At 69.9% G+C, this 18,801-nt stretch carries 15 protein-coding genes and 1 riboswitch; of the genes, 7 read left to right on the forward strand and 8 right to left on the reverse strand.

The genetic code is table 11. The features are described from left to right. Position 1: 1 nt before the first annotated feature. Complete coding sequence (locus ABT340_RS30520) at positions 2 to 817, reverse strand: DUF3027 domain-containing protein (protein ID WP_352014309.1); 816 nt, start codon at positions 815 to 817, stop codon at positions 2 to 4. 268 nt (positions 818 to 1,085) lie between these two features. On the opposite strand from ABT340_RS30520, the gene ABT340_RS30525 reads away from it, so the two are divergent. Continuing rightward, positions 1,086 to 2,726, forward strand: coding sequence for an MFS transporter (locus ABT340_RS30525; protein WP_352014310.1), 1,641 nt, complete (start codon positions 1,086 to 1,088; stop codon positions 2,724 to 2,726). A 92-nt stretch (positions 2,727 to 2,818) separates the two neighbouring features. Here ABT340_RS30525 and ABT340_RS30530 read toward each other — a convergent pair whose 3' ends face one another. Continuing rightward, a complete protein-coding gene (locus tag ABT340_RS30530) occupies positions 2,819 to 3,217 on the reverse strand; it encodes a cold-shock protein (RefSeq protein WP_352014311.1) in 399 nt (132 codons plus the stop codon). Between the two features lie 90 nt (positions 3,218 to 3,307). Continuing rightward, complete coding sequence (locus tag ABT340_RS30535) at positions 3,308 to 3,937, reverse strand: HAD family hydrolase (protein WP_352014312.1); 630 nt, start codon at positions 3,935 to 3,937, stop codon at positions 3,308 to 3,310. Positions 3,938 to 4,183: 246 nt separating this feature from the next. On the opposite strand from ABT340_RS30535, the gene ABT340_RS30540 reads away from it, so the two are divergent. From ABT340_RS30540 to ABT340_RS30560, 5 genes are all read left to right on the forward strand, one after another. Next, positions 4,184 to 4,813, forward strand: coding sequence for a TetR/AcrR family transcriptional regulator (locus ABT340_RS30540; RefSeq protein WP_352014313.1), 630 nt, complete (start codon positions 4,184 to 4,186; stop codon positions 4,811 to 4,813). A 32-nt stretch (positions 4,814 to 4,845) separates the two neighbouring features. Further along, positions 4,846 to 7,227 carry a helicase-associated domain-containing protein gene (locus ABT340_RS30545; protein ID WP_352014314.1) on the forward strand — a complete coding sequence of 794 codons (2,382 nt, stop codon included), beginning with the start codon at positions 4,846 to 4,848 and terminating at the stop codon, positions 7,225 to 7,227. Positions 7,228 to 7,297: 70 nt separating this feature from the next. Next, positions 7,298 to 7,903: a DUF4190 domain-containing protein gene (locus ABT340_RS30550; protein WP_352014315.1), complete on the forward strand. Its 606-nt coding sequence runs from the start codon at positions 7,298 to 7,300 to the stop codon at positions 7,901 to 7,903. Positions 7,904 to 8,023: 120 nt separating this feature from the next. After that, a complete protein-coding gene (locus ABT340_RS30555; protein ID WP_352014316.1) occupies positions 8,024 to 9,670 on the forward strand; it encodes a DNA repair helicase XPB in 1,647 nt (548 codons plus the stop codon). Between the two features lie 415 nt (positions 9,671 to 10,085). Continuing rightward, a complete protein-coding gene (locus tag ABT340_RS30560; RefSeq protein WP_352014345.1) occupies positions 10,086 to 12,068 on the forward strand; it encodes a HelD family protein in 1,983 nt (660 codons plus the stop codon). A gap of 239 nt (positions 12,069 to 12,307) precedes the next feature. On the opposite strand, the gene groL is transcribed toward ABT340_RS30560, so the two are convergent. The 5 genes from groL to ABT340_RS30585 all read right to left on the reverse strand — a co-directional run bounded on the left by groL (position 12,308) and on the right by ABT340_RS30585 (position 17,238). Further along, positions 12,308 to 13,933 carry a chaperonin GroEL gene (groL, locus tag ABT340_RS30565; RefSeq protein ID WP_352014317.1) on the reverse strand — a complete coding sequence of 542 codons (1,626 nt, stop codon included), beginning with the start codon at positions 13,931 to 13,933 and terminating at the stop codon, positions 12,308 to 12,310. A gap of 323 nt (positions 13,934 to 14,256) precedes the next feature. Beyond that, entirely contained in the window at positions 14,257 to 14,457 is a 201-nt protein-coding gene (locus ABT340_RS30570; protein ID WP_113704857.1) for a cold-shock protein, read from the reverse strand. Positions 14,458 to 14,847: 390 nt separating this feature from the next. After that, positions 14,848 to 15,123 (reverse strand): MoaD/ThiS family protein, encoded by a 276-nt coding sequence (locus ABT340_RS30575; protein WP_352014318.1) that lies wholly within the window; start codon positions 15,121 to 15,123, stop codon positions 14,848 to 14,850. A gap of 21 nt (positions 15,124 to 15,144) precedes the next feature. Next, positions 15,145 to 16,407: a threonine synthase gene (gene thrC / locus ABT340_RS30580; RefSeq protein WP_352014319.1), complete on the reverse strand. Its 1,263-nt coding sequence runs from the start codon at positions 16,405 to 16,407 to the stop codon at positions 15,145 to 15,147. A gap of 14 nt (positions 16,408 to 16,421) precedes the next feature. Then, a riboswitch (SAM riboswitch) is annotated at positions 16,422 to 16,564 on the reverse strand. Between the two features lie 113 nt (positions 16,565 to 16,677). Further along, on the reverse strand, positions 16,678 to 17,238 hold the full coding sequence (locus ABT340_RS30585; RefSeq protein ID WP_352014320.1) for an RNA polymerase sigma factor: 561 nt from the start codon (positions 17,236 to 17,238) through the stop codon (positions 16,678 to 16,680). A 105-nt stretch (positions 17,239 to 17,343) separates the two neighbouring features. Here ABT340_RS30585 and ABT340_RS30590 point away from each other — a divergent pair, with 105 nt between their 5' ends. After that, positions 17,344 to 18,768 (forward strand): alpha,alpha-trehalose-phosphate synthase (UDP-forming), encoded by a 1,425-nt coding sequence (locus tag ABT340_RS30590; RefSeq protein WP_352014321.1) that lies wholly within the window; start codon positions 17,344 to 17,346, stop codon positions 18,766 to 18,768. Positions 18,769 to 18,801 lie beyond the last annotated feature (33 nt).

The raw sequence follows: 18,801 nt of genomic DNA on the forward strand, positions 1-18,801 counted from the left end.
ATCAGGAGTGACCCAGCGGCTCGGCGGCGGTGTCGTCCACGGAGCCGGCGAGGTCCGTCTCCGAGGACTCCTCTGCGATGTCGTAGGCGAGGTCGTCGAGGATCGGCGACGTCGGCTCGACCTGGTGCGGAAGCACGGCGGCCTCGGAGTGCGCGCCGCAGCCGTGGTCGGCGGCGACGACACGGCCGTCGTCGGGGGCGTACTCGTTGGTGCACGCCCCGAAACCGATGCCCAGCGCACCGGCGAGCGGCCAGTAGAAGCCGCAGGTCGAGCACTGGGCGGGCGCGGCGTGCGCGAGCGGGGTGTGCGGCCCCGACTCACCCGAGTGCCAGCGGCGCACGGCGCGGTCCCTGCCCGTCGGGGAGAGCACCCTGGCCCTGCCGAGGCCGTACTCGAAGATCATCTGTCGGTCGACGTCGTCCTCGGTCTGGGTGAAGCCGGGCGCGAGGCGTACGTCGTCCGCGGAGGTCGGCAGCAGGTCGCCGACGCCGAGGTCGCCGGGGAGCAGCCGTTCGCTCCACGGCACCCACTCCGGCGGCAGCAGCGCTCCGGTGCCGGGCAGCAGCACGACCTCACTGACCGTCACCTTGCGCGCCCTGGAGGCCCTGACGACGGTGACGGCCCAGCGCCACCCCCGGTAGGCACGGTCGAGGCAGGTGAAGTAGTGGGTGACGACGCGGTCGCCCTCGGGTTCGACGCCGAGGTGGTCGCCGATCTCCTCCGGTCTGACGTTCTCCTCGATCGCGGAGCGGGCCAGGTCGACGGCGGCGGCGCAGGCCTCGTCGACGACGACGGCACGGGTTCTCGGACGGGTCACGAGTCCTCCTCCGCAGGCCTCGCGACCTGACGGCCGCTGTCCCCACTGCCTAGCTCGCTACGCTGACTCACAGTTCATTCTCACCCATGCCCGGAGCGAACAGCACCTTCACCGGCCCCGGGCGGGGTCGCGCCGGGTCGCCGCCAACGGACCGTAACGCGCTCTCCCCTCGACCGGCAACCTGTCCCGTTGTTCACTGACCATTCAAGGCTTAGATAGGACGGACCGCCACATACATCCCATCCGCCCTATGGGTAAGACTGGATGCGTGGCAGGTGGCTGGGAACAAGCACGCAGGACGGCAGGCGACGTCTCCCGCCGGATCGGACGCTCCGCGGTGGGCGCCGGCCGGGCGACGGCGCGCGCGGGCCGGGGGGCGGGCCGGATGACCGTCCGCGCCGGGCGGGGGGCGGCGAGCGGGACCCGCCGGGTCGGCGCGGCCTCCCGGCGGCTGACCCACGCCCAGGGCGCGGGCCGTACCGGGCTCGGCCAGCTGATCGAGCTGACCGCGCTGGAGAGCGCCGGTGACGCGCTGGTCACCGCCGCCCTGGCCGGGACGCTGTTCAAACTGCCGGTCAACGAGGCCAGGGGGCAGGTCGCCCTCTACCTGCTGATCACGATGATCCCCTTCGTGGTGGTCGCGCCGTTCGTCGGGCCGGTCCTCGACCGGTTCCGTTCGGGCAGGCGCTTCGTGATGGCGGGCACCCTGTTCGGCCGGGGCCTGCTCTGTTTCGCGATGGCCGCGGCGATCGTCCCCGGTGACGTGTTCACGATCTTCCCGGCGGCGCTGGCGGTGCTGGTGTTGTCCAAGGCCTACAGCGTCTCCCGGGCGGCGATCATGCCGAACGTGCTGCCCGCCGACATCGCGCTGGTCACGGCCAACGCGAGGGTCGCCCTGTTCGCCCTGGTCACGGCGGGTGTGGCGGTGCCGGTCGGCGCGGGTGTCAGCGCCTGGCTCGGCGCCGAGTGGACCCTGCGCGCCGCCCTGGTCCTCTTCCTGCTGCTGGGCGTGCTGGCCGTACGGCTGCCGCGGCACGTCGACTCCCCCGACCTCGACGTGCTCGACGGGGACCCCGACGAGGAGGGTCAGGAGCGGCCCGCACGCTGGCGCACGCTGCTGAACGTCGGGCCGGTGGTGACCGAGGCGATGGCGGCCAACGTGGCCGTCCGTCTCTACTCGGGGTTCCTGCTGTTCTATCTGCTCTTCCTGGTGCAGGACAGGAACCTGCCGGGGCTCGCCCCTCCGGTCACGATCGGCCTGCTGGCCGTGGCGGCGGGCGTCGGAGGCCTGACGGGTACGGCCGTCGCCTCGTGGACGCGCGGACGCTCCCCGCAGGTGATCGTGCTGCTCACACTGGCGCTCTCACTGGTGACCACGGTCGTGGCGGCCGTCTTCTTCACCCTGTGGGCCGCGGTCGCCGTGGCGCTGGTCGCCGCGTTCGCCCAGGGGCTCGGCAAGCTGGCGCTCGACGCGATCGTGCAGCGGGAGATCGGCGAGGAGGTGCGTTCGTCCACCTTCGGAGTGGTCGAGGCGTTCCTCCAGGTCTCCTGGGTGGGCGGCGGCCTGGTCGGACTGCTGCTTTCGCTGTTCACCGACGGCTCGGCCGGGCTGACCGTGATGGCCGTCGTGCTCGCCGGCTCACTGGGCTGGCTCCTCGTACGGCGCCGCAGGAGGGTGGACGCCCGGGACGCCAGGGTCGAGGCGGCCAGGGCGGCCCGGCCCCGCCCCGAACAGGACCCCGAACAGGACCCCGGGAAAGACCCCGAGGAACACACCGAACAGCGACCGGAGGAGCGGCCGGCCTCCCCTGTGGGGAACGGCTCAGGCCACACGACGACCACCGTCGTCCGGCGTGACGCCCCTCCGCCGGACAGGCGTACCAAGCCGCTGACCAATCCGCACGGCTGACCCCCGCCGGATGGACCGCCGCCCGCCCCTCCACACGGGAGAGGCGGTTCTCACGCGGGGAGAGGCGGGCGGATCAGGCCGTCGGGAGGCGGTCAGTCCTCCAGGTCGTCGGCCACGGCGCGCAGCACCGCGGCGATCTTCTTCGCGTGCACGGGCTCGGGGTGCTTGCCCTTCTGGTAGGACATCGACACCGAGTCCAGCAGCTTGATCAGGTCTTCCACGATGACCACCATCTCGTCGGGCTTCTTGCGCTTGCCCTTGGGCTTGGCGGTCTTGGCGAGAGTCGGGGGCTGGTCGATCACACGCACCGAGAGCGCCTGTTGTCCACGGCGCCCCTCGGCCACGCCGAACTCGACCTTCTGTCCCGGCTTGAGGGATTCCACGCCACCGGGGAGCGCGGAAGAATGCACGAACACCTCACCGCCGTCGTCGCGGGTGAGGAAGCCGAAACCCTTGTCGGCGTCGTACCACTTGACCTTGCCACTCGGCACAGGGGTGACCTCGTTCAGACTGTCGTGAAAAGGAATGGATGTAGGTTATGCCCAGCGCGGGCTGGGAGCGACCGTGTATTCAGCCCTGAATTACACGAATACGGTTGGGCTGCGCCAACCGCCGTACCACTCGGCGAACTCGGTCAGATCGGCGAGCACCACATCCGCCCCGTGGCCGCGTAGTTCCTCCACCGGATGGTGCCCGGTCGCGACCCCGACGCTGAACGCCCCGCCCGCCTTCGCCGCCTCGATGTCGGCCACGTGGTCCCCCACGTACGCGGCGGCGCCGAAGGCCACCAGCGCGGGCCCCTTCGCGGGGCCGAAGACCGATCCGGCGACCTCGTCGACGTCGAGTCCCAGGGCTCTGACCGTCCGCTGGGCGTCCGGGAGGTTCTTGCCCGTCACCACGATGACCCTGCCGCCCGCGCGCCGTACGGCCTCGACGGCCTGGGCGGCTCCGGGCATCGGGGTGGTCACCGGGACGGCGATCGAGGGGTAGAGCGCCCGGTAGAGCGCGACGGCCTCGGGGATGCGTTCGGCGGGCAGCCAGTTGGCCAGCTCCCACTCCAGGGGCGGCCCGAGCCTGGAGACCACGACGGCGCTGTCGATGGGCACCCCGACGCGCGACGCCAGTTCGTCGTAGACCGCGGCGATGCCCGCGCGTGTGTCGGCCAGTGTCATGTCCAGGTCGAACCCGACCGCGTCCATCGCCCCGCCCACGCCCTTTCCTCTCCCGCCCGCGAAAACCCCGCGAAGCCTCACAGAGCTCCCACAGAGCCCCATGGAGCCCACGAAACCCTCGTGAGAGCTCTCACGAAAAGGCCTTCTCCTGCCGAAGACCCTCGCGGAAAGACCCTATGGAGTCCTCCGTGCGGCGCTCCCGGCAGGATGCCAAATCCCCGCCCGGCAGAACCCACACTTCGTATTTTCGCTGGATAGGGTCGCGGTGGAGGTGTCTGCACAGAGATGACCAGATCGACGCGTGAGCGCATCCTCGAAGAGGCCCTGCGCCTGTTCGCTGAGCGAGGCTACGCGGCGACCTCGGTGGCCGAGATCGAGTCAGCCGCGGGGCTGTCCCCCGGCGCGGGCGGGCTCTACCGGCACTTCAGGTCCAAGTACGAGGTGCTGGCCGCCTCGGTGAACGAACGTGTCGTGCGGGTCGAGGCCAGGGTCGCCGCGATGGGCGCCGCCGACCCCGCGGCCCCCGTCACGGAACGGCTGACGGGCCTGTGCGAGGCGGGGCTGGCCGTGATCCGTGAGGAGGACGAGCTGGTCCGCGTCTTCTTCCGCGACCTCGGGCGCTTCCCCGAGCTGGTCGAGGTCGTGCGGGCGAGGCTGCTGCAGCCGATGTTCGACGCGATCGGCTCCTGGCTGTGCGCCCAGCCCGAGTACGCCGGGGCCGGCCTCGACCGGTCCTCCGTCGGCGCGGTGCTCGGCGGCTCCCTCGTCCACTGTCTCCTCTTCGAGGAGACCGTCGGCGAACCCCCCGGCCGGGCGGAACGCGAGCGTTTCGTCACCTCCTGGGTGTCCCTCGCACTCGGCCTGCTGCCCGTGGCCCAAGGATGTCCACGTGAACCCGAACTTTCCCAAACCTAGCTTTGTCGGTCAGGGCTCCTACCATTGACGGAATGAGCACGGAGTTCACCGAGTGGCTGCGCGACCGGAGCGACGAGCAGCTGCGGGCGCTGGTCACGGTGCGCCCCGAACTCATCACACCGGTCCCCGCCCACGTCGAGGGCCTGGCGGGGCGGGCGAGCAGTCCCTCCGCCGTCGGGCGCGTGCTCGACCGGCTCGACCGGTTCACGCTCTCGGTCGTCGAGACGCTCGTCGTGCTGCCCTCCCCGGCCGACCAGCGGGCGCTGCGCGAGCAGATGGCCCGCGCGCTGCCCGAGGGGGTCACCGCCACGGCGCTGCGGGCCGCCCTGAAGGAGACGGTCGAGCGGCTGCGGACCCTCGCCCTGGTGTACGGCCCGCAGAACGCCCTGCTGCCCGCCCCCGGGGTGCGGGAGATCCTGGAGACACCCGCCGGGCTCGGCCCGCCCGCGGTCGAGGCGTTCAGGCACCATCCCGCCGAGCGGCTGGCCGAGCTGATCCGGGACGCCGGTGGTGAGAGCGGCGACACCAGGCAGGCCCTGGCCGAGTTGCTCGGTGACCGTGAGGTCGTCGCGCGGCTCGTCGAGGGCGTCTCGCCGCAGGCCAGGTCCGCGCTCAACGAGCTGGCCTGGGGGCCGCCGAGCGGCCGGGTGCCCAACGCCCGCAGGCAGGTACGCGTCGCGAACGCCCACTCCCCGATCGAGGAGCTGCTCTCCCGCGCGCTGCTGGCCGCCACCGGCGACGAGAGCGTCACCCTGCCCCGCGAGGTGGGCCTGTTCCTGCGCGACGGCCGGATACACCGTGACCTCTCACCCGTCCCGCCCCCGCTCAACGGCGCAGGCCGTGACCAGGCGCTGGTCGACCGCACCGCGGCGGGGCAGGCCTTCACCTTCGTGCGGGCGGTCGAGGAGCTGTGCGAGCGCTGGAGCGCCGACCCGCCCGGCGTGCTGCGCGGCGGAGGGCTGGCCGTACGCGACCTGAAGCGGACCTCCGGCCTGCTCGACCTGCCCGAGTGGGCGACGGGGCTGGTCATCGAGGTGGCCCACACGGTCGGGCTGATCGCCGCGAGCGGCTCGGTCGACGGTGACTGGCTGCCGACCCCGCTCTACGACGCCTGGCGGATCAAGAGCACCGAGGACCGCTGGGTGGCGCTGGCGTCCGGCTGGCTGTCCACGGACCGGGTTCCCGGGGTGATCGGCGAGCGTGACGAGCGTGACCGGCTGCTCAACGCCCTCCACCCCGACCTGCGGCGTTCCTCGGCCCCCGAGGTGCGCGCGACCACGCTCGGCCTGCTCGCCGCAGCGGGCCCCGGGGTCGCGCCCGGCCTTGAGTCGGTGCTCGGGCGTCTGACGTGGGAGCAGCCGCGCCGTCGCGGCGGCAGGCGCGACCAGCTGGTCGAGTTCACGCTGCGTGAGGCGGAGCAGATCGGGGTGACCGGTCTCGGTGCGCTCGCGGGCCACGGCCGCGCCCTGCTGTCCTGCGGCGGCCGTTCCGGGGCGGTCGCCCTGGCCCTGGCGCCGTTGCTGCCCGAGCCGCTCGACCACGTGCTCCTGCAGGCCGACCTGACCGCCGTGGCGCCCGGTCCCCTCACCGGTGACCTGAGGCGCTGGCTGGCGCTGGCCGCCGACGTCGAGTCGACCGGCGGCGCGACGGTCTACCGGTTCTGCGAGCAGTCCATCAGGCGGGCTCTCGACGCCGGACAGGGCGCCGACGAGATGCTGTCCATGCTGGAGCGCCACTCGACGACGCCCGTGCCGCAGCCCCTGAGTTACCTGGTCACCGACGTGGCCCGCAGGCACGGCCGCATGCGCGTCGGTACGGCAAGCGCGTACATCAGGTGTGACGACTCCTCCCTGCTCGACGAGGTGATGGCCGACCGGCGGGCCGTCCCGCTGCGGCTGCGCAGGCTCGCCCCCACCGTGATCGCCTCCAAGACCTCGCGGGGGACGCTGGTCGACTCGCTGCGCGCGATGGGATACGCCCCGGCCGCCGAGTCCCTCGACGGTGACGTGATCATCGCGCAGCTCGACGTCCGCAGGACCGAGGGGCAGCCCCTCCCGCGTCAGGTCGTCACGTTCACCGGCCCGGAGGCCGAGGTCGTCGCGGCGGCCGTACGGGCGGTCAGGGCGGGTGACGCGGCGCACCTGGCCCGCAGGGCGCCCGTCGACGCCCCGACCGGGCAGGTCCCGCGCTCCCCGGCGACCGCGACGATCAACGCCCTGCGGGAGGCCATCCGGCAGGGGTCCCAGGTCTGGATCGGCTATCTCGACTCCCAGGGCAACGCGACCAGCAGGATTCTCGAACCCGCCCGGATGGAGGGGGGTTACCTCACCGCCTACGACGAGACCCGGGCGGCGGTGCACCGCTTCGCCCTGCACCGCATCACCGGGATCACCGGGATCTCCGACGTCGAGTGAACGCCCGGATTTCCGGGTTTCCCCTACGGTGGGATCGTTGGCGCACGAAAGAAGGAAGTGAGAGGCTCCCGTGAGCAGTGGTCCCCCCGAAGGCCCCAGCGCGAACCCCGACGACTGGAAGAGCCCCTACAGCACCGGCCCCGGGCAGACCCCCGGCTACGACGCCCCCACGTACAACCAGCCTCCCGCCTACGGCCAGCCTCCCGCGTACGGCCTGCAGAACACCCAGCCGAGCCAGGGGTCGGGTCAGCAGCAGCCCTCCTACGACCAGGGCTACGGCCGGCAGCCCGGCTACGACCAGGGCTACGGGCAGGGCTACGGCCAGCCCGGCTACGGCCCCGTCCAGGGTTACGGCGAGTCGCCGTACGGGCAGTACACCCCGGCCTACGGCCCCGGCCCCTACCCGGGTCCCCCGCAGAACGTCGACGGCGTCAGGACGCACGCGATCATCGCGCTGGTCGTCGGCATCCTCATGGGCCTGACCTGCTACGTCAGCATCGGCGGCATCACCGGAGCCGTCCTGGCCGGCGTCGCGCTCGGCAAGGTCGAGCGCGACCCCCAGGGAGCGAAGGGACTGCTCAAATGGACCTGGATCAGCATCGGCATCAACGTCGGGCTGGTCGTTCTGGGGGTCGGCGCCATCATCCTCGCCGGAGTGAACGGCGCCTTCGACTGAACCCTCCGGGATTGTCCCGGGCCTCGGCGCCGTTGGACATACGAGGTCGGGGAGGCGGTGGGCGAGTTCCCCGGGGGAGTGCGACCATGGGCTCGCCCGCCGTACAACGAGGGAGAAGCCGTGAGTGACGGACCGCTGATCGTCCAGTCGGACAAGACCCTGCTGCTTGAGGTCGACCACGACAGGGCCGACGAGTGCCGCAAGGCGATCGCGCCGTTCGCCGAGCTCGAACGCGCCCCCGAGCACGTGCACACCTACCGGGTGACCCCGCTGGCGCTGTGGAACGCGCGGGCGGCCGGGCACGACGCCGAGCAGGTCGTCGACGCGCTGATCGGCTACAGCCGCTACCCGGTGCCGCACGCCCTGCTGGTGGACATCGCCGAGACCATGGCGAGGTACGGCAGGCTCAGGCTCGACAAGCACCCCGTCCACGGGCTCGTCCTGACCAGCACCGACAGGGCCGTCCTTGAGGAGGTCCTGCGCTCAAGGAAGATCCAGCCGCTGCTCGGTGAGCGCATCGACGCCGACGCCGTCGCGGTCCACCCGAGTGAGCGCGGCAACATCAAGCAGCATCTGCTCAAGCTGGGCTGGCCCGCCGAGGACCTCGCCGGATACGTGGACGGCGAGCACCACCCGATCACGCTTCGGGAGGACGGCTGGCTGCTGCGCGACTACCAGCGGGAGGCCGCGCAGGCGTTCTGGCACGGCGGTTCCGGCGTGGTCGTGCTCCCCTGCGGCGCGGGCAAGACGATCGTGGGCGCGGCGGCGATGGCCCACGCGAAGGCGACGACGCTGATCCTGGTGACCAACACCGTCTCGGCCCACCAGTGGAAGCAGGAGCTGATCAGGCGGACCTCGCTGACCGAGGACGAGATCGGCGAGTACACCGGGACGAAGAAGGAGATCCGCCCGGTCACCATCGCCACCTACCAGGTGATGACGACCCGCAGGCAGGGGGTCTACCGCCATCTGGAGCTGTTCGACGCCCGTGACTGGGGTCTGATCGTCTACGACGAGGTTCACCTGCTGCCCGCCCCGATCTTCCGGATGACCGCGGATCTGCAGGCCAGGCGGCGGGTCGGGCTGACCGCGACGCTCGTGCGCGAGGACGGCAGGGAGGGCGACGTGTTCTCCCTGATCGGCCCCAAGCGCTACGACGCGCCGTGGAAGGAGATGGAGAACCAGGGCTGGATCGCCCCGGCCGACTGCGTCGAGGTGCGGGTCACCCTGAGCGACGAGGAACGGCTCGCCTACGCGATGGCCGAGGCCGAGGAGCGCTACCGGTTCTGCGCGACCACCCCGTCGAAGACCCGGGTGACCGAGGCGCTCGTCCGGCGCCATCCCGACGAGCAGGTGCTGATCATCGGTCAGTACATCGACCAGCTCGACGAGCTCGGCGAGCACCTGGGCGCTCCGGTGATCAAGGGGGAGACCAAGGTCAAGGAGCGGGAGCGGCTGTTCCAGGCGTTCCGCGACCGGGAGATCCAGGTGCTGGTCGTCTCCAAGGTGGCGAACTTCTCCATCGACCTGCCCGAGGCGGCGGTGGCCGTACAGGTGTCGGGAACCTTCGGGTCACGGCAGGAGGAGGCCCAGCGGCTTGGCCGGGTGCTGCGCCCGAAGGCCGACGGTGGCGGGGCACGGTTCTACTCCGTGGTCAGCCGTGACACGGTGGACCAGGACTTCGCCGCGCACCGGCAGCGTTTCCTGGCTGAACAGGGATACGCCTACCAGATCATCGACGCTGACGACGTGCTCGCTGACGACTAGCGTTCCCATGGCGAACACGCCGTCGTTCGTGTCAGGTCCACGAGATTCCGCAGGCTTTCTCCAAAGCGACCACCCCCTCGCTAGGCCTCGACGGCCACTGGCGACATACCCCCATGATCTGCGCGCGTCACTGGATTTTCCCGCCTTTTTAGCGATTTGGACGCACAAACACGGACGGTGGTAACGCGCTCACGCAAGGGATGCGGCCGTTAATCGGTTTGAGCCGTCGAAGCGCGTCGCTAGGCTGGTGGATTCGCTGCCTGATGGCCACCACCGCTTACCGAACAGGAGGCGCTTTCCCGTGTCCGGACATCCATTGTCCCCCGACATATCCCTGGACCCCCTCACAGAGCCCACAGACCTCACAGAATCCTCGGGGTCCTCAGGGTCCGCGGAACCCACGGACCCCGACGAGATCCTCGCCGCCGAGCGCGAGCACCTGGCCCTCTCCCGGACCGCCCTGCGCGCCATGCGCGAGCACGCCCAGTCCCTGTCCTCCGACGCCGCGGGCGACTGGGTGTCCCAGCAGATCCTCCAGGCGCTGCTCGACCAGCGGGTCGCGGCGCTGGCCGACCACGCGGGCACCCCGCTGTTCTTCGGCCGCCTGGACCGCGCGACGGACGACGACCTGCCCGCGACCGTCCACGTCGGCCGCAGGCACGTCCACGACGACCGCAGCCGCCCCCTGGTCATCGACTGGCGGGCGCCGATCTCCCGTGCGTTCTACCAGGCCAGCCCGGCCGAGCCGATGGGCGTCAGACGCCGCCGCAGGTTCGGCTACCACGGCGGGGAGCTGACCGCCTACGAGGACGAACGTCTGGACCAGGGCGACTCCCCCGGCGGCGGCGCCGGACACAGCAGGATCCTCACCGAGGAGATCGAACGGCCCCGCTCGGGGCCGATGCGCGACATCGTCGCGACCATCCAGCCCGACCAGGACGAGATCGTCCGCTCCGAACTGGGCACGACCGTGTGCGTCCAGGGGGCGCCGGGCACCGGCAAGACCGCGGTCGGCCTGCACCGGGCCGCCTACCTGCTCTTCACCCACCGGGAACGGCTAGCCAGGTCCGGTGTGATGATCGTCGGCCCCAACCGGGCCTTCCTGTCCTACATCTCCTCGGTGCTTCCTGCGCTCGGCGAGGTCAAGGTCGACCAGACCACCGTCGCAGACATCCTGGGCGACCACGCGACGCCCGAGGACCCCGCGGTCAGCGCGATCAAGGGCGACGCCCGGATGGTGCCCGTGCTCAACCGCGCGTTGTGGGCGTACATCGTCAAGCCGACCGAGGGCGTGCTGTTCACCAAGGGGGTCAACCGCTACCGGGTTGCCGACTACGAGGTCCGCGAGATCGTCGCCTCCCTGCGCGGCACCACCCGCTACGCCCCGGGCCGCGCGGCCCTGGCCCAGCGGCTGGCCCACGCGGTCCTCGTCCGGATGGAACAGCGCGGCGAGTCCCCCGACGACCGGGTGCAGGACGCCGTCGCCAGGTCCAAGCCGGTCAAGCAGCTGGTGGACACGGTGTGGCCGAAGGTGACCCCGCAGCAGGTCCTCCACCGGCTGTTCAGCGACCCCGCCTTCCTCGCCGACTCGGCCAGGGACGACCTGACCGCCGAGGAACAGGCCGTGCTGCTGTGGGCCAAGCCGTCGAAGACCTTCCGCTCCGCGAAGTGGTCGGCCGCCGACGGGGCGTTGATGGACGAGCTCGGCGACATGATCGAGCGGACCGCCCCGCTGGGTCACCTGGTCGTCGACGAGGCCCAGGACCTGTCGGCCATGCAGTTGCGGGCGCTGGGACGACGGTGCCGTACGGGGTCGGCAACGGTCCTGGGTGACCTCGCGCAGGGCACGACCCCCTGGTCGGCCCGCTCGTGGAAGGAGGTCCTGGCCCACCTGGGGTTCGAGGAGGGCGTGGTCACCGAACTGACCCTCGGCTTCCGCGTTCCCCGTGAGGTCCTCGACTACGCGGCCAGGCTGCTGCCCTCCGTCGCCCCCGACCTCGCCCCGCCCCGCTCGCTGCGACCCGGCGTCGGCTCCCTCACCGTACGGCCCGCCGCGGACCTGGCCGCGTCCCTGAGGGAGGTGGTGGGCGAGACGCTCTCCCGCGAGGGCTCGATCGGCGTGATCGCCCCCGACGCCGCGGTGGCCGAGGTCTCCGCCATCCTGGAGGCCGTGGAGCACCGGGTGCTGAGCCAGGACGCGACCGAGGAGCACCGGCTCCTGGTGATCCCCGCGAGCCTGGCCAAGGGCCTGGAGTACGACCACGTCATCGTGGTCGAGCCCGCCGACATCGTGGCCGCGGAACCACGCGGCCTCGCCCGTCTCTACGTGGTTCTGACCAGGGCGGTGACCTCGCTGACCGTCCTGCACACCGGCGACCTGCCCGCCCAGCTCCGCTGACCGGTTCCCCCGGCGTGCCGTGAAAGTCCGTCCGGCCGAAAAGGCCACCCCTCCCGAAGGCCCTGGCGGCCGGAAACGTCCGGTCTCCGAACGCGGCGGCCGTGAAACGCACGCCCGGCCCGGGTAAAACACCTGGCCGACCGGAAAGGCCCGCCTTACGGGCCGGTGAGAAATCGGGTGGAAAACAAAAAGGGGCGACCCCGACACCTCGGGGTCGCCTCTTTTGGGAAAGCTCCGGACTAGAAGTCCATGTCGCCGCCGCCGGGAACGGCGGGAGCGGCACCGGCCTTCTCGGGCTTCTCGGCGATGACGGCCTCGGTCGTCAGGAACAGCGCCGCGATCGAGGCGGCGTTCTGCAGCGCCGAACGGGTCACCTTCGCCGGGTCGATGATGCCCGACTCGAACAGGTTGACGTACTCGCCCGTGGCGGCGTTCAGGCCCTCGCCGGGGGTCAGGTTGCGCACCTTCTCCACCACGACGCCGCCCTCAAGGCCGGCGTTGACCGCGATCTGCTTCAGCGGCTCCTCAAGAGCCTTGCGCACGATCGCCGCACCGGTGGCCTCGTCCCCGGCCAGCTCGAGCTTGTCGAACGCCTTGGCGCCGGCCTGCAGCAGCGCCACGCCACCGCCGGGCACGATGCCCTCCTCGACGGCCGCCTTGGCGTTACGCACGGCGTCCTCGATGCGGTGCTTGCGCTCCTTGAGCTCGACCTCGGTCGCCGCACCGGCCTTGATGACCGCCACGCCACCGGCCAGCTTGGCCAGGCGCTCCTGCAGCTTCTCGCGGTCGTAGTCGGAGTCGGTGTTGTCGATCTCGGCACGGATCTGGTTGACCCGGCCCGCGATCTGCTCGGCGTCACCGGCACCGTCGACGATCGTCGTCTCGTCCTTGGTGACGATGACCTGACGAGCGCGGCCGAGCTGGTCGAGCGTGGTGGACTCCAGCTTCAGACCGAGGTCCTCGCTGATGACCTGGGCACCGGTCAGGATGCCGATGTCGCCCAGCATGGCCTTGCGGCGGTCGCCGAAGCCCGGAGCCTTGACGGCGACCGAGCGGAACAGGCCGCGGATCTTGTTGACGACCAGGGTCGCCAGCGCCTCGCCCTCGATGTCCTCGGCGATGATCAGCAGCGGCTTGCCGGCCTGCACGACCTTGTCGAGGACCGGGAGCAGGTCCTTGTTCGCGGAGATCTTGGAGTTGACGACGAGGACGTAGGGGTCGTCGAGGACGGCCTCCATGCGCTCCGGGTCGGTCACGAAGTAGGGCGAGATGTAACCCTTGTCGAAGCGCATGCCCTCGGTGAGCTCAAGCTCAAGGCCGAAGGTGTTGCTCTCCTCGACGGTGATGACGCCTTCCTTGCCGACCTTGTCCATCGCCTCGGCGATCATCTCGCCGATCTGCGGGTCACCCGCGGAGATGGAGGCCGTGGAGGCGATCTGCGCCTTCGTCTCCACGTCCTTGGCCAGCTTGGAGAGCTCCTCGGAGACACGCTCGACGGCGGCCTCGATGCCCTTCTTCAGGGACATGGGGTTGGCGCCCGCGGCTACGTTGCGCAGGCCCTCGCGGACCAGCGCCTGAGCAAGCACGGTGGCCGTGGTGGTGCCGTCACCCGCGACATCGTCGGTCTTCTTGGCGACTTCCTTTACGAGCTCGGCCCCGATCTTCTCCCACGGGTCCTCAAGCTCGATCTCCTTGGCGATGGAGACACCGTCGTTGGTGATCGTGGGGGCGCCCCACTTCTTCTCCAGCACGACGTTGCGGCCCTTGGGGCCGAGGGTCACCTTGACAGCGTCCGCGAGCTGGTTCATGCCACGCTCGAGACCGCGCCTGGCGTCCTCGTCAAACGAGATCATCTTGGCTGCCATACGGCTAGACCTCCCAAACACAGGGTGGCTTGCACCAGACCGAGGCGACGCCCGCGACGGCATACGGGCCCACGACTCCGTTCGGCGGGCCCCATCGTCTCGATCCAGGTTTGGCACTCTCCAATGAGGAGTGCTAACCACTGTTTAGCACTCTCCCCCGACGAGTGCAAGCCAAGGACCTTTGACCTGAGTGTCAGCTTAGGCGAAGGCCCGGCCCGCCGATGGGAGCGACGAGCCGGGCCGACATGCCGAGGGCGATCCGCGCGAACTGCGCTGCCGCGGGATGCGCCAGCGGGTTCCCGACGAGCTGACGGAGGACGAGATCAGACCGTCCGGACCGATTCCGCCTGAGGTCCCTTCTGTCCCTGCGTGATCTCGAACTCGACCCTCTGGCCCTGTTCGAGCGCACGGTAGCCATCCATCATGATCGCGGAGTAATGGACGAAAACATCCTTACCACCGTCTACCGCGATGAAGCCGTAGCCCTTGTCCGCGTTGAACCATTTGACGGTGCCTTGCGCCACTTCCGACTCCTCTTACTGGGCTTGAGGACGTCGCCCATTCCTCTCGCGAGGTCCTCAATCTCCGAGGCGGAGACATCGCCTACGTCGATCGCCCTCGACCATACCTGTGAGAGCCCGTGGGGCAACAGAGTCAACCAGCAAACTACCGCTTTACGGACGCATTCAACACGCCAACATAGTTTTGCTATCACTACTAGTTAGTTAAATATTACATTATGTCTTCGCGCAAAAATGTGAGCTTGCATCACAAAAGACGACACCCGCACGCGGCCAGGCCGGTGCGGGTGTCGTGAGGGTGTTCTAGGGGCGCCGTTCCATGACAGTGGACGACATCGGGCCCCGGAAGGCCGCCCAGTGCCCGCCCAGGGCCCCGCGCGGCCTCCGCCGGGATCAGCCTCCGGCGACCGCCGGAATGATGGAGACCTGAACGCCGGACGGCGTCACCGTGTCGAGGTTGTCGGCGAAACGGACATCCTCATCACCGACATAGACGTTCACAAAACGGCGAATCTTGCCCGATTCATCGAGAATACGGGCACCGATCCCGGGGAAGTCGGCGTCGAGCTTCTGCAGAACCTCACGCAGGGTCCCGCCCTCGCCGTTCACCTCGGCCGCGCCGCCGGTGTACGTACGGAGAATCGTCGGAATCCGTACAGAAACACTCATAATTCAGTACCTTTCAGGGCTCTAGGCGACGACAGCGCGGAACGCGTCGAGTGAGGGCCGGATGACAGCGGTGGGACGTGCCTGGTCAGCGACCGCGTCAAGGGTCTTCAGGCCGTCACCTGTGTTGAGGACCACGGTCTCCGCGTCAGGGTCGAGCCGACCCGACTCGACCAGCTTGCGCAGCACCCCGACGGTGACACCGCCCGCCGTCTCGGCGAAGATGCCCTCCGTCCTGGCGAGCAGGCGGATGGCGTCCACGATCTCGGGGTCGGTGACGTCCTCGACCCCGCCGCCGGTGCGCCTGGCGATGTCGAGCACGTAGGGCCCGTCAGCCGGGTTGCCGATGGCCAGCGACTTGGCGATCGTGTCGGGCTTGACGGGGCGGATCACGTCGTGGCCCGCCTTGTAGGCCGCGGAGACCGGGGAGCACCCCTCGGCCTGGGCGCCGAAGATCTTGTACGGCGTGTCCTCGACGAGACCGAGGGCGATCAGCTCCTTGAACGCCTTGTCGATCTTCGTGAGCTGGGAGCCGGAGGCGACCGGGATGACGATCTGGTCGGGGATCCGCCAGCCGAGCTGCTCGGCGATCTCGTAGGCCAGGGTCTTGGAGCCCTCGGCGTAGTAGGGCCTGAGGTTGACGTTGACGAAGCCCCACTTGTCGCCGAGCTCGTCACCGATGAGCTCGGAACAGAAGCGGTTGACGTCGTCGTAGGTGCCGTCGATGCCGATCAGCTTGCCGCCGTACACGGAGGCCATGACGATCTTGCCCTGTTCGAGGTCGGCGGGGATGAACACGCAGGCGTCGAGCCCGGTCCTGGCGGCGGCGGAGGTCACCGCGCCCGCCAGGTTGCCGGTCGAGGAGCAGGACAGGGTGTGGAAGCCGAAGTTCCTGGCCGCCTCGACGGCGATGGCGACCACGCGGTCCTTGAAGGAGTGCGTGGGGTTGCCCGAGTCGTCCTTCACGTGCAGCGAGCGCAGGCCCAGCTCACGCGCCAGGTTGTCGGCCTTGACGAGCCTGGTCCAGCCGGGCTCGGTGTTGGGCTTGGAGGCGACGTCCGCCGGGACGGGCAGGAGGGAGCGGTAGCGCCAGATGTTGGCCGGCCCCTGCGAGATCTGTTCCCGGGTGACGTTCCCGAAGTCGTAGGCGATCTCAAGGGGCCCGAAACACTCGATACAGGCGAAGCTGGGACCGAGGTCGTAGCGGGCACCACACTCACGACAGGAGAGAGCGACGGCGGGACCGAAGTCAAGAGCGGTGGTGGTTGCGGTGTTCGCGAGCGCCATGAAGCGAGGCCTTTCCCTCATCTTCGTCTGCGACCACCCTGGTCACAGACCGGAATTGGCACCTGTCCCGGTCGACCCCTCGCCAGATCGCGAGTCTTGAACCGGGAGGGTTGCCGGGGCTTCGCAGGGCCGGTCCCTCCACCCCTCTGGATGAGCAATGTTCAGTTGTGGACCTGACATGCAGGTCTCAAGCACTCTACCTCGCCTTGTGCCCCTCCTGACCAGTTGTCTCACCAAACGAGATGAAGTGTGTCATTAACCGGACAAACCTCAGAAGCCGTAGGCGTCGCCGAGCGCTCCCTGGACGTACTTGCGGGCCTGGTGGATGCGCGACTTGGCGGTGCCGAGGGGGATGCCGAGCTGCTCGGCGACCTCGTTGTAGTCGAGCTGGCAGATGTCGCGCAGCACCAGCGCCTGGGCCAGGTCGGGCTTGTCCGCCTCAAGGGCCTCCATCGCGTCGAGCAGGTCGAGGCGGGAGCCCGCGATCACACTCACCCTGGCGACGTCGGGCTTGTTGTGCAGCGGCAACTCCTCCGAGCTCTGCTCGGCGGAACGCCGTTTGAGCGAGCGGTAGGTGGTGCGCGCGCAGTTGGCGGTCACGATGTGCAGCCACGTGCTGAACCGCGCCCGCCCCTCGAACCTGGCGATGTTGCGGGCCACGGCGAGCAGGGTGTCCTGACAGGCCTCCTCGGCGTCCTGCCGGTAGGGGAGGATCCGCCCGCAGTGCCGTAGCACCTCGGGCTCGATCCGCTTCAGCAGTTCGCCCAGTGCCCGGTGGTCGCCTCCGGCGGCCGCACGGGCAAGTTCCTCGGTCGTCTCGTCCAGCGCCATCACGGGTTCCCATCAACGGTCACGGTCGCTCGACATCCTATGGTCGCCGGTTATCGTTTGGTTAACCTTCGGGACAAGCCACGTCCTCCCGGGCGAGGAGGTCAGATGAGTGGGATTTTGGTGGCCTCGAACCGCGGTCCGGTCTCCTTCACCATGTCGGAGGGCGGCGCGCTGAGCATGCGCAGGGGTGGCGGCGGCCTGGTCTCCGGCCTGTCCGAGGTGTCCAAGGAGCTCGACGTCCTGTGGGTCTGCGCCGCCCTGTCCGACGGCGACCGCGGTGCCGTACGGCTCGCTCCCGGGGGGCGGCTCGACCAGGCGGGATACGAGACCGGGGCGCTGCGGATGCTCGACATCCCCCCGGCGACCTTCCAGCGGGCCTACAACGCGGTCGCCAACTCGACCCTGTGGTTCGTCCACCACCTGCTCTACGACACCCCGAACAGGCCGCACTTCGACGCCAGGTTCGGCAGGGAGTGGGAGTCCTACCAGGCCTACAACGAGGCGTTCGCGATGGCGCTGGCCGAGGAGGCCTCGCACGGCGCCAAGGTCATGGTGCAGGACTACCACCTGGCCCTGGTCCCGGCGATGCTCAGGAGCGAACGGCCCGACCTGCGCGTCTCCCACTTCTCCCACACGCCCTGGGCCCCTCCCGAGTACTTCGGTCTGCTGCCCGACGAGGTCGCCGCCGAGTTGCTTGAGGGCATCCTGGGCGCCGACCAGGCGGGTTTCCTGACCGACCGCTGGGCCGGGGCCTTCATGGACTGCTGCGAGAGCGTCCTGGACGCGCGGGTCGAGCGCGCGGGCCGTACGGTGACCCACGCGGGCCGGACCACCCGGATCGGCGTGCACGGCCTGGGTGTGGACGGCCGGGCGCTGTGGGAACGCGCCCGCGAGCCCGACGTCGAGTCCCACATGGCCGCCCTGCGCGAGCTGGTCGGCGACCGCAGGCTGATCGTGCGCATCGACAGGACCGAGCTGTCGAAGAACATCGTCAGGGGCCTGATCGCCTACCGGGAGTTCCTCGCGGCGCACCCCGAGTGGCACGGCAGGGTCGTGCACCTGGCCTTCGCCTACCCCTCCCGCCACGACCTGCCCGAATACCGTGAGTACACCGCGGCGGTGCAGCGTTGCGCCTCGGAGATCGAGGACGAGTACGCCACCGAGGACTGGGATCCGCTGATCCTCAACGTCCAGGACGACTATCCCCGGTCGCTGGCCGCCTACCGGCTGGCCGACGTGATGCTGGTCAACCCGATCCGCGACGGGATGAACCTGGTGGCCAAGGAGGGGCCGGTGCTGTCCCCGAACAGCGCTCTGGTCCTGTCGCGCGAGGCGGGGGCCGCGGCCGAGCTGGGCGCGGACGCGCTGCTGGTGAACCCCTACGACGTCTCGGCCACGGCGCGGGCCATCCACGAGGGCCTCGTCATGCCCGAGCACGAGCGCGCCGTCCGGGGGGACAGGCTGGCCCGTCTGGCGACCGCCCTTCCCCCGCAGCGCTGGTTCTCTGACCAGCTCGCCGCACTCGGCTGAGATTTTGCCCTGATATGAGATAGTTCAGGGGAC

It is taken from the genome of Streptosporangium sp. NPDC000239 (assembly GCF_040300765.1).
Lineage (GTDB): Bacteria > Actinomycetota > Actinomycetes > Streptosporangiales > Streptosporangiaceae > Streptosporangium.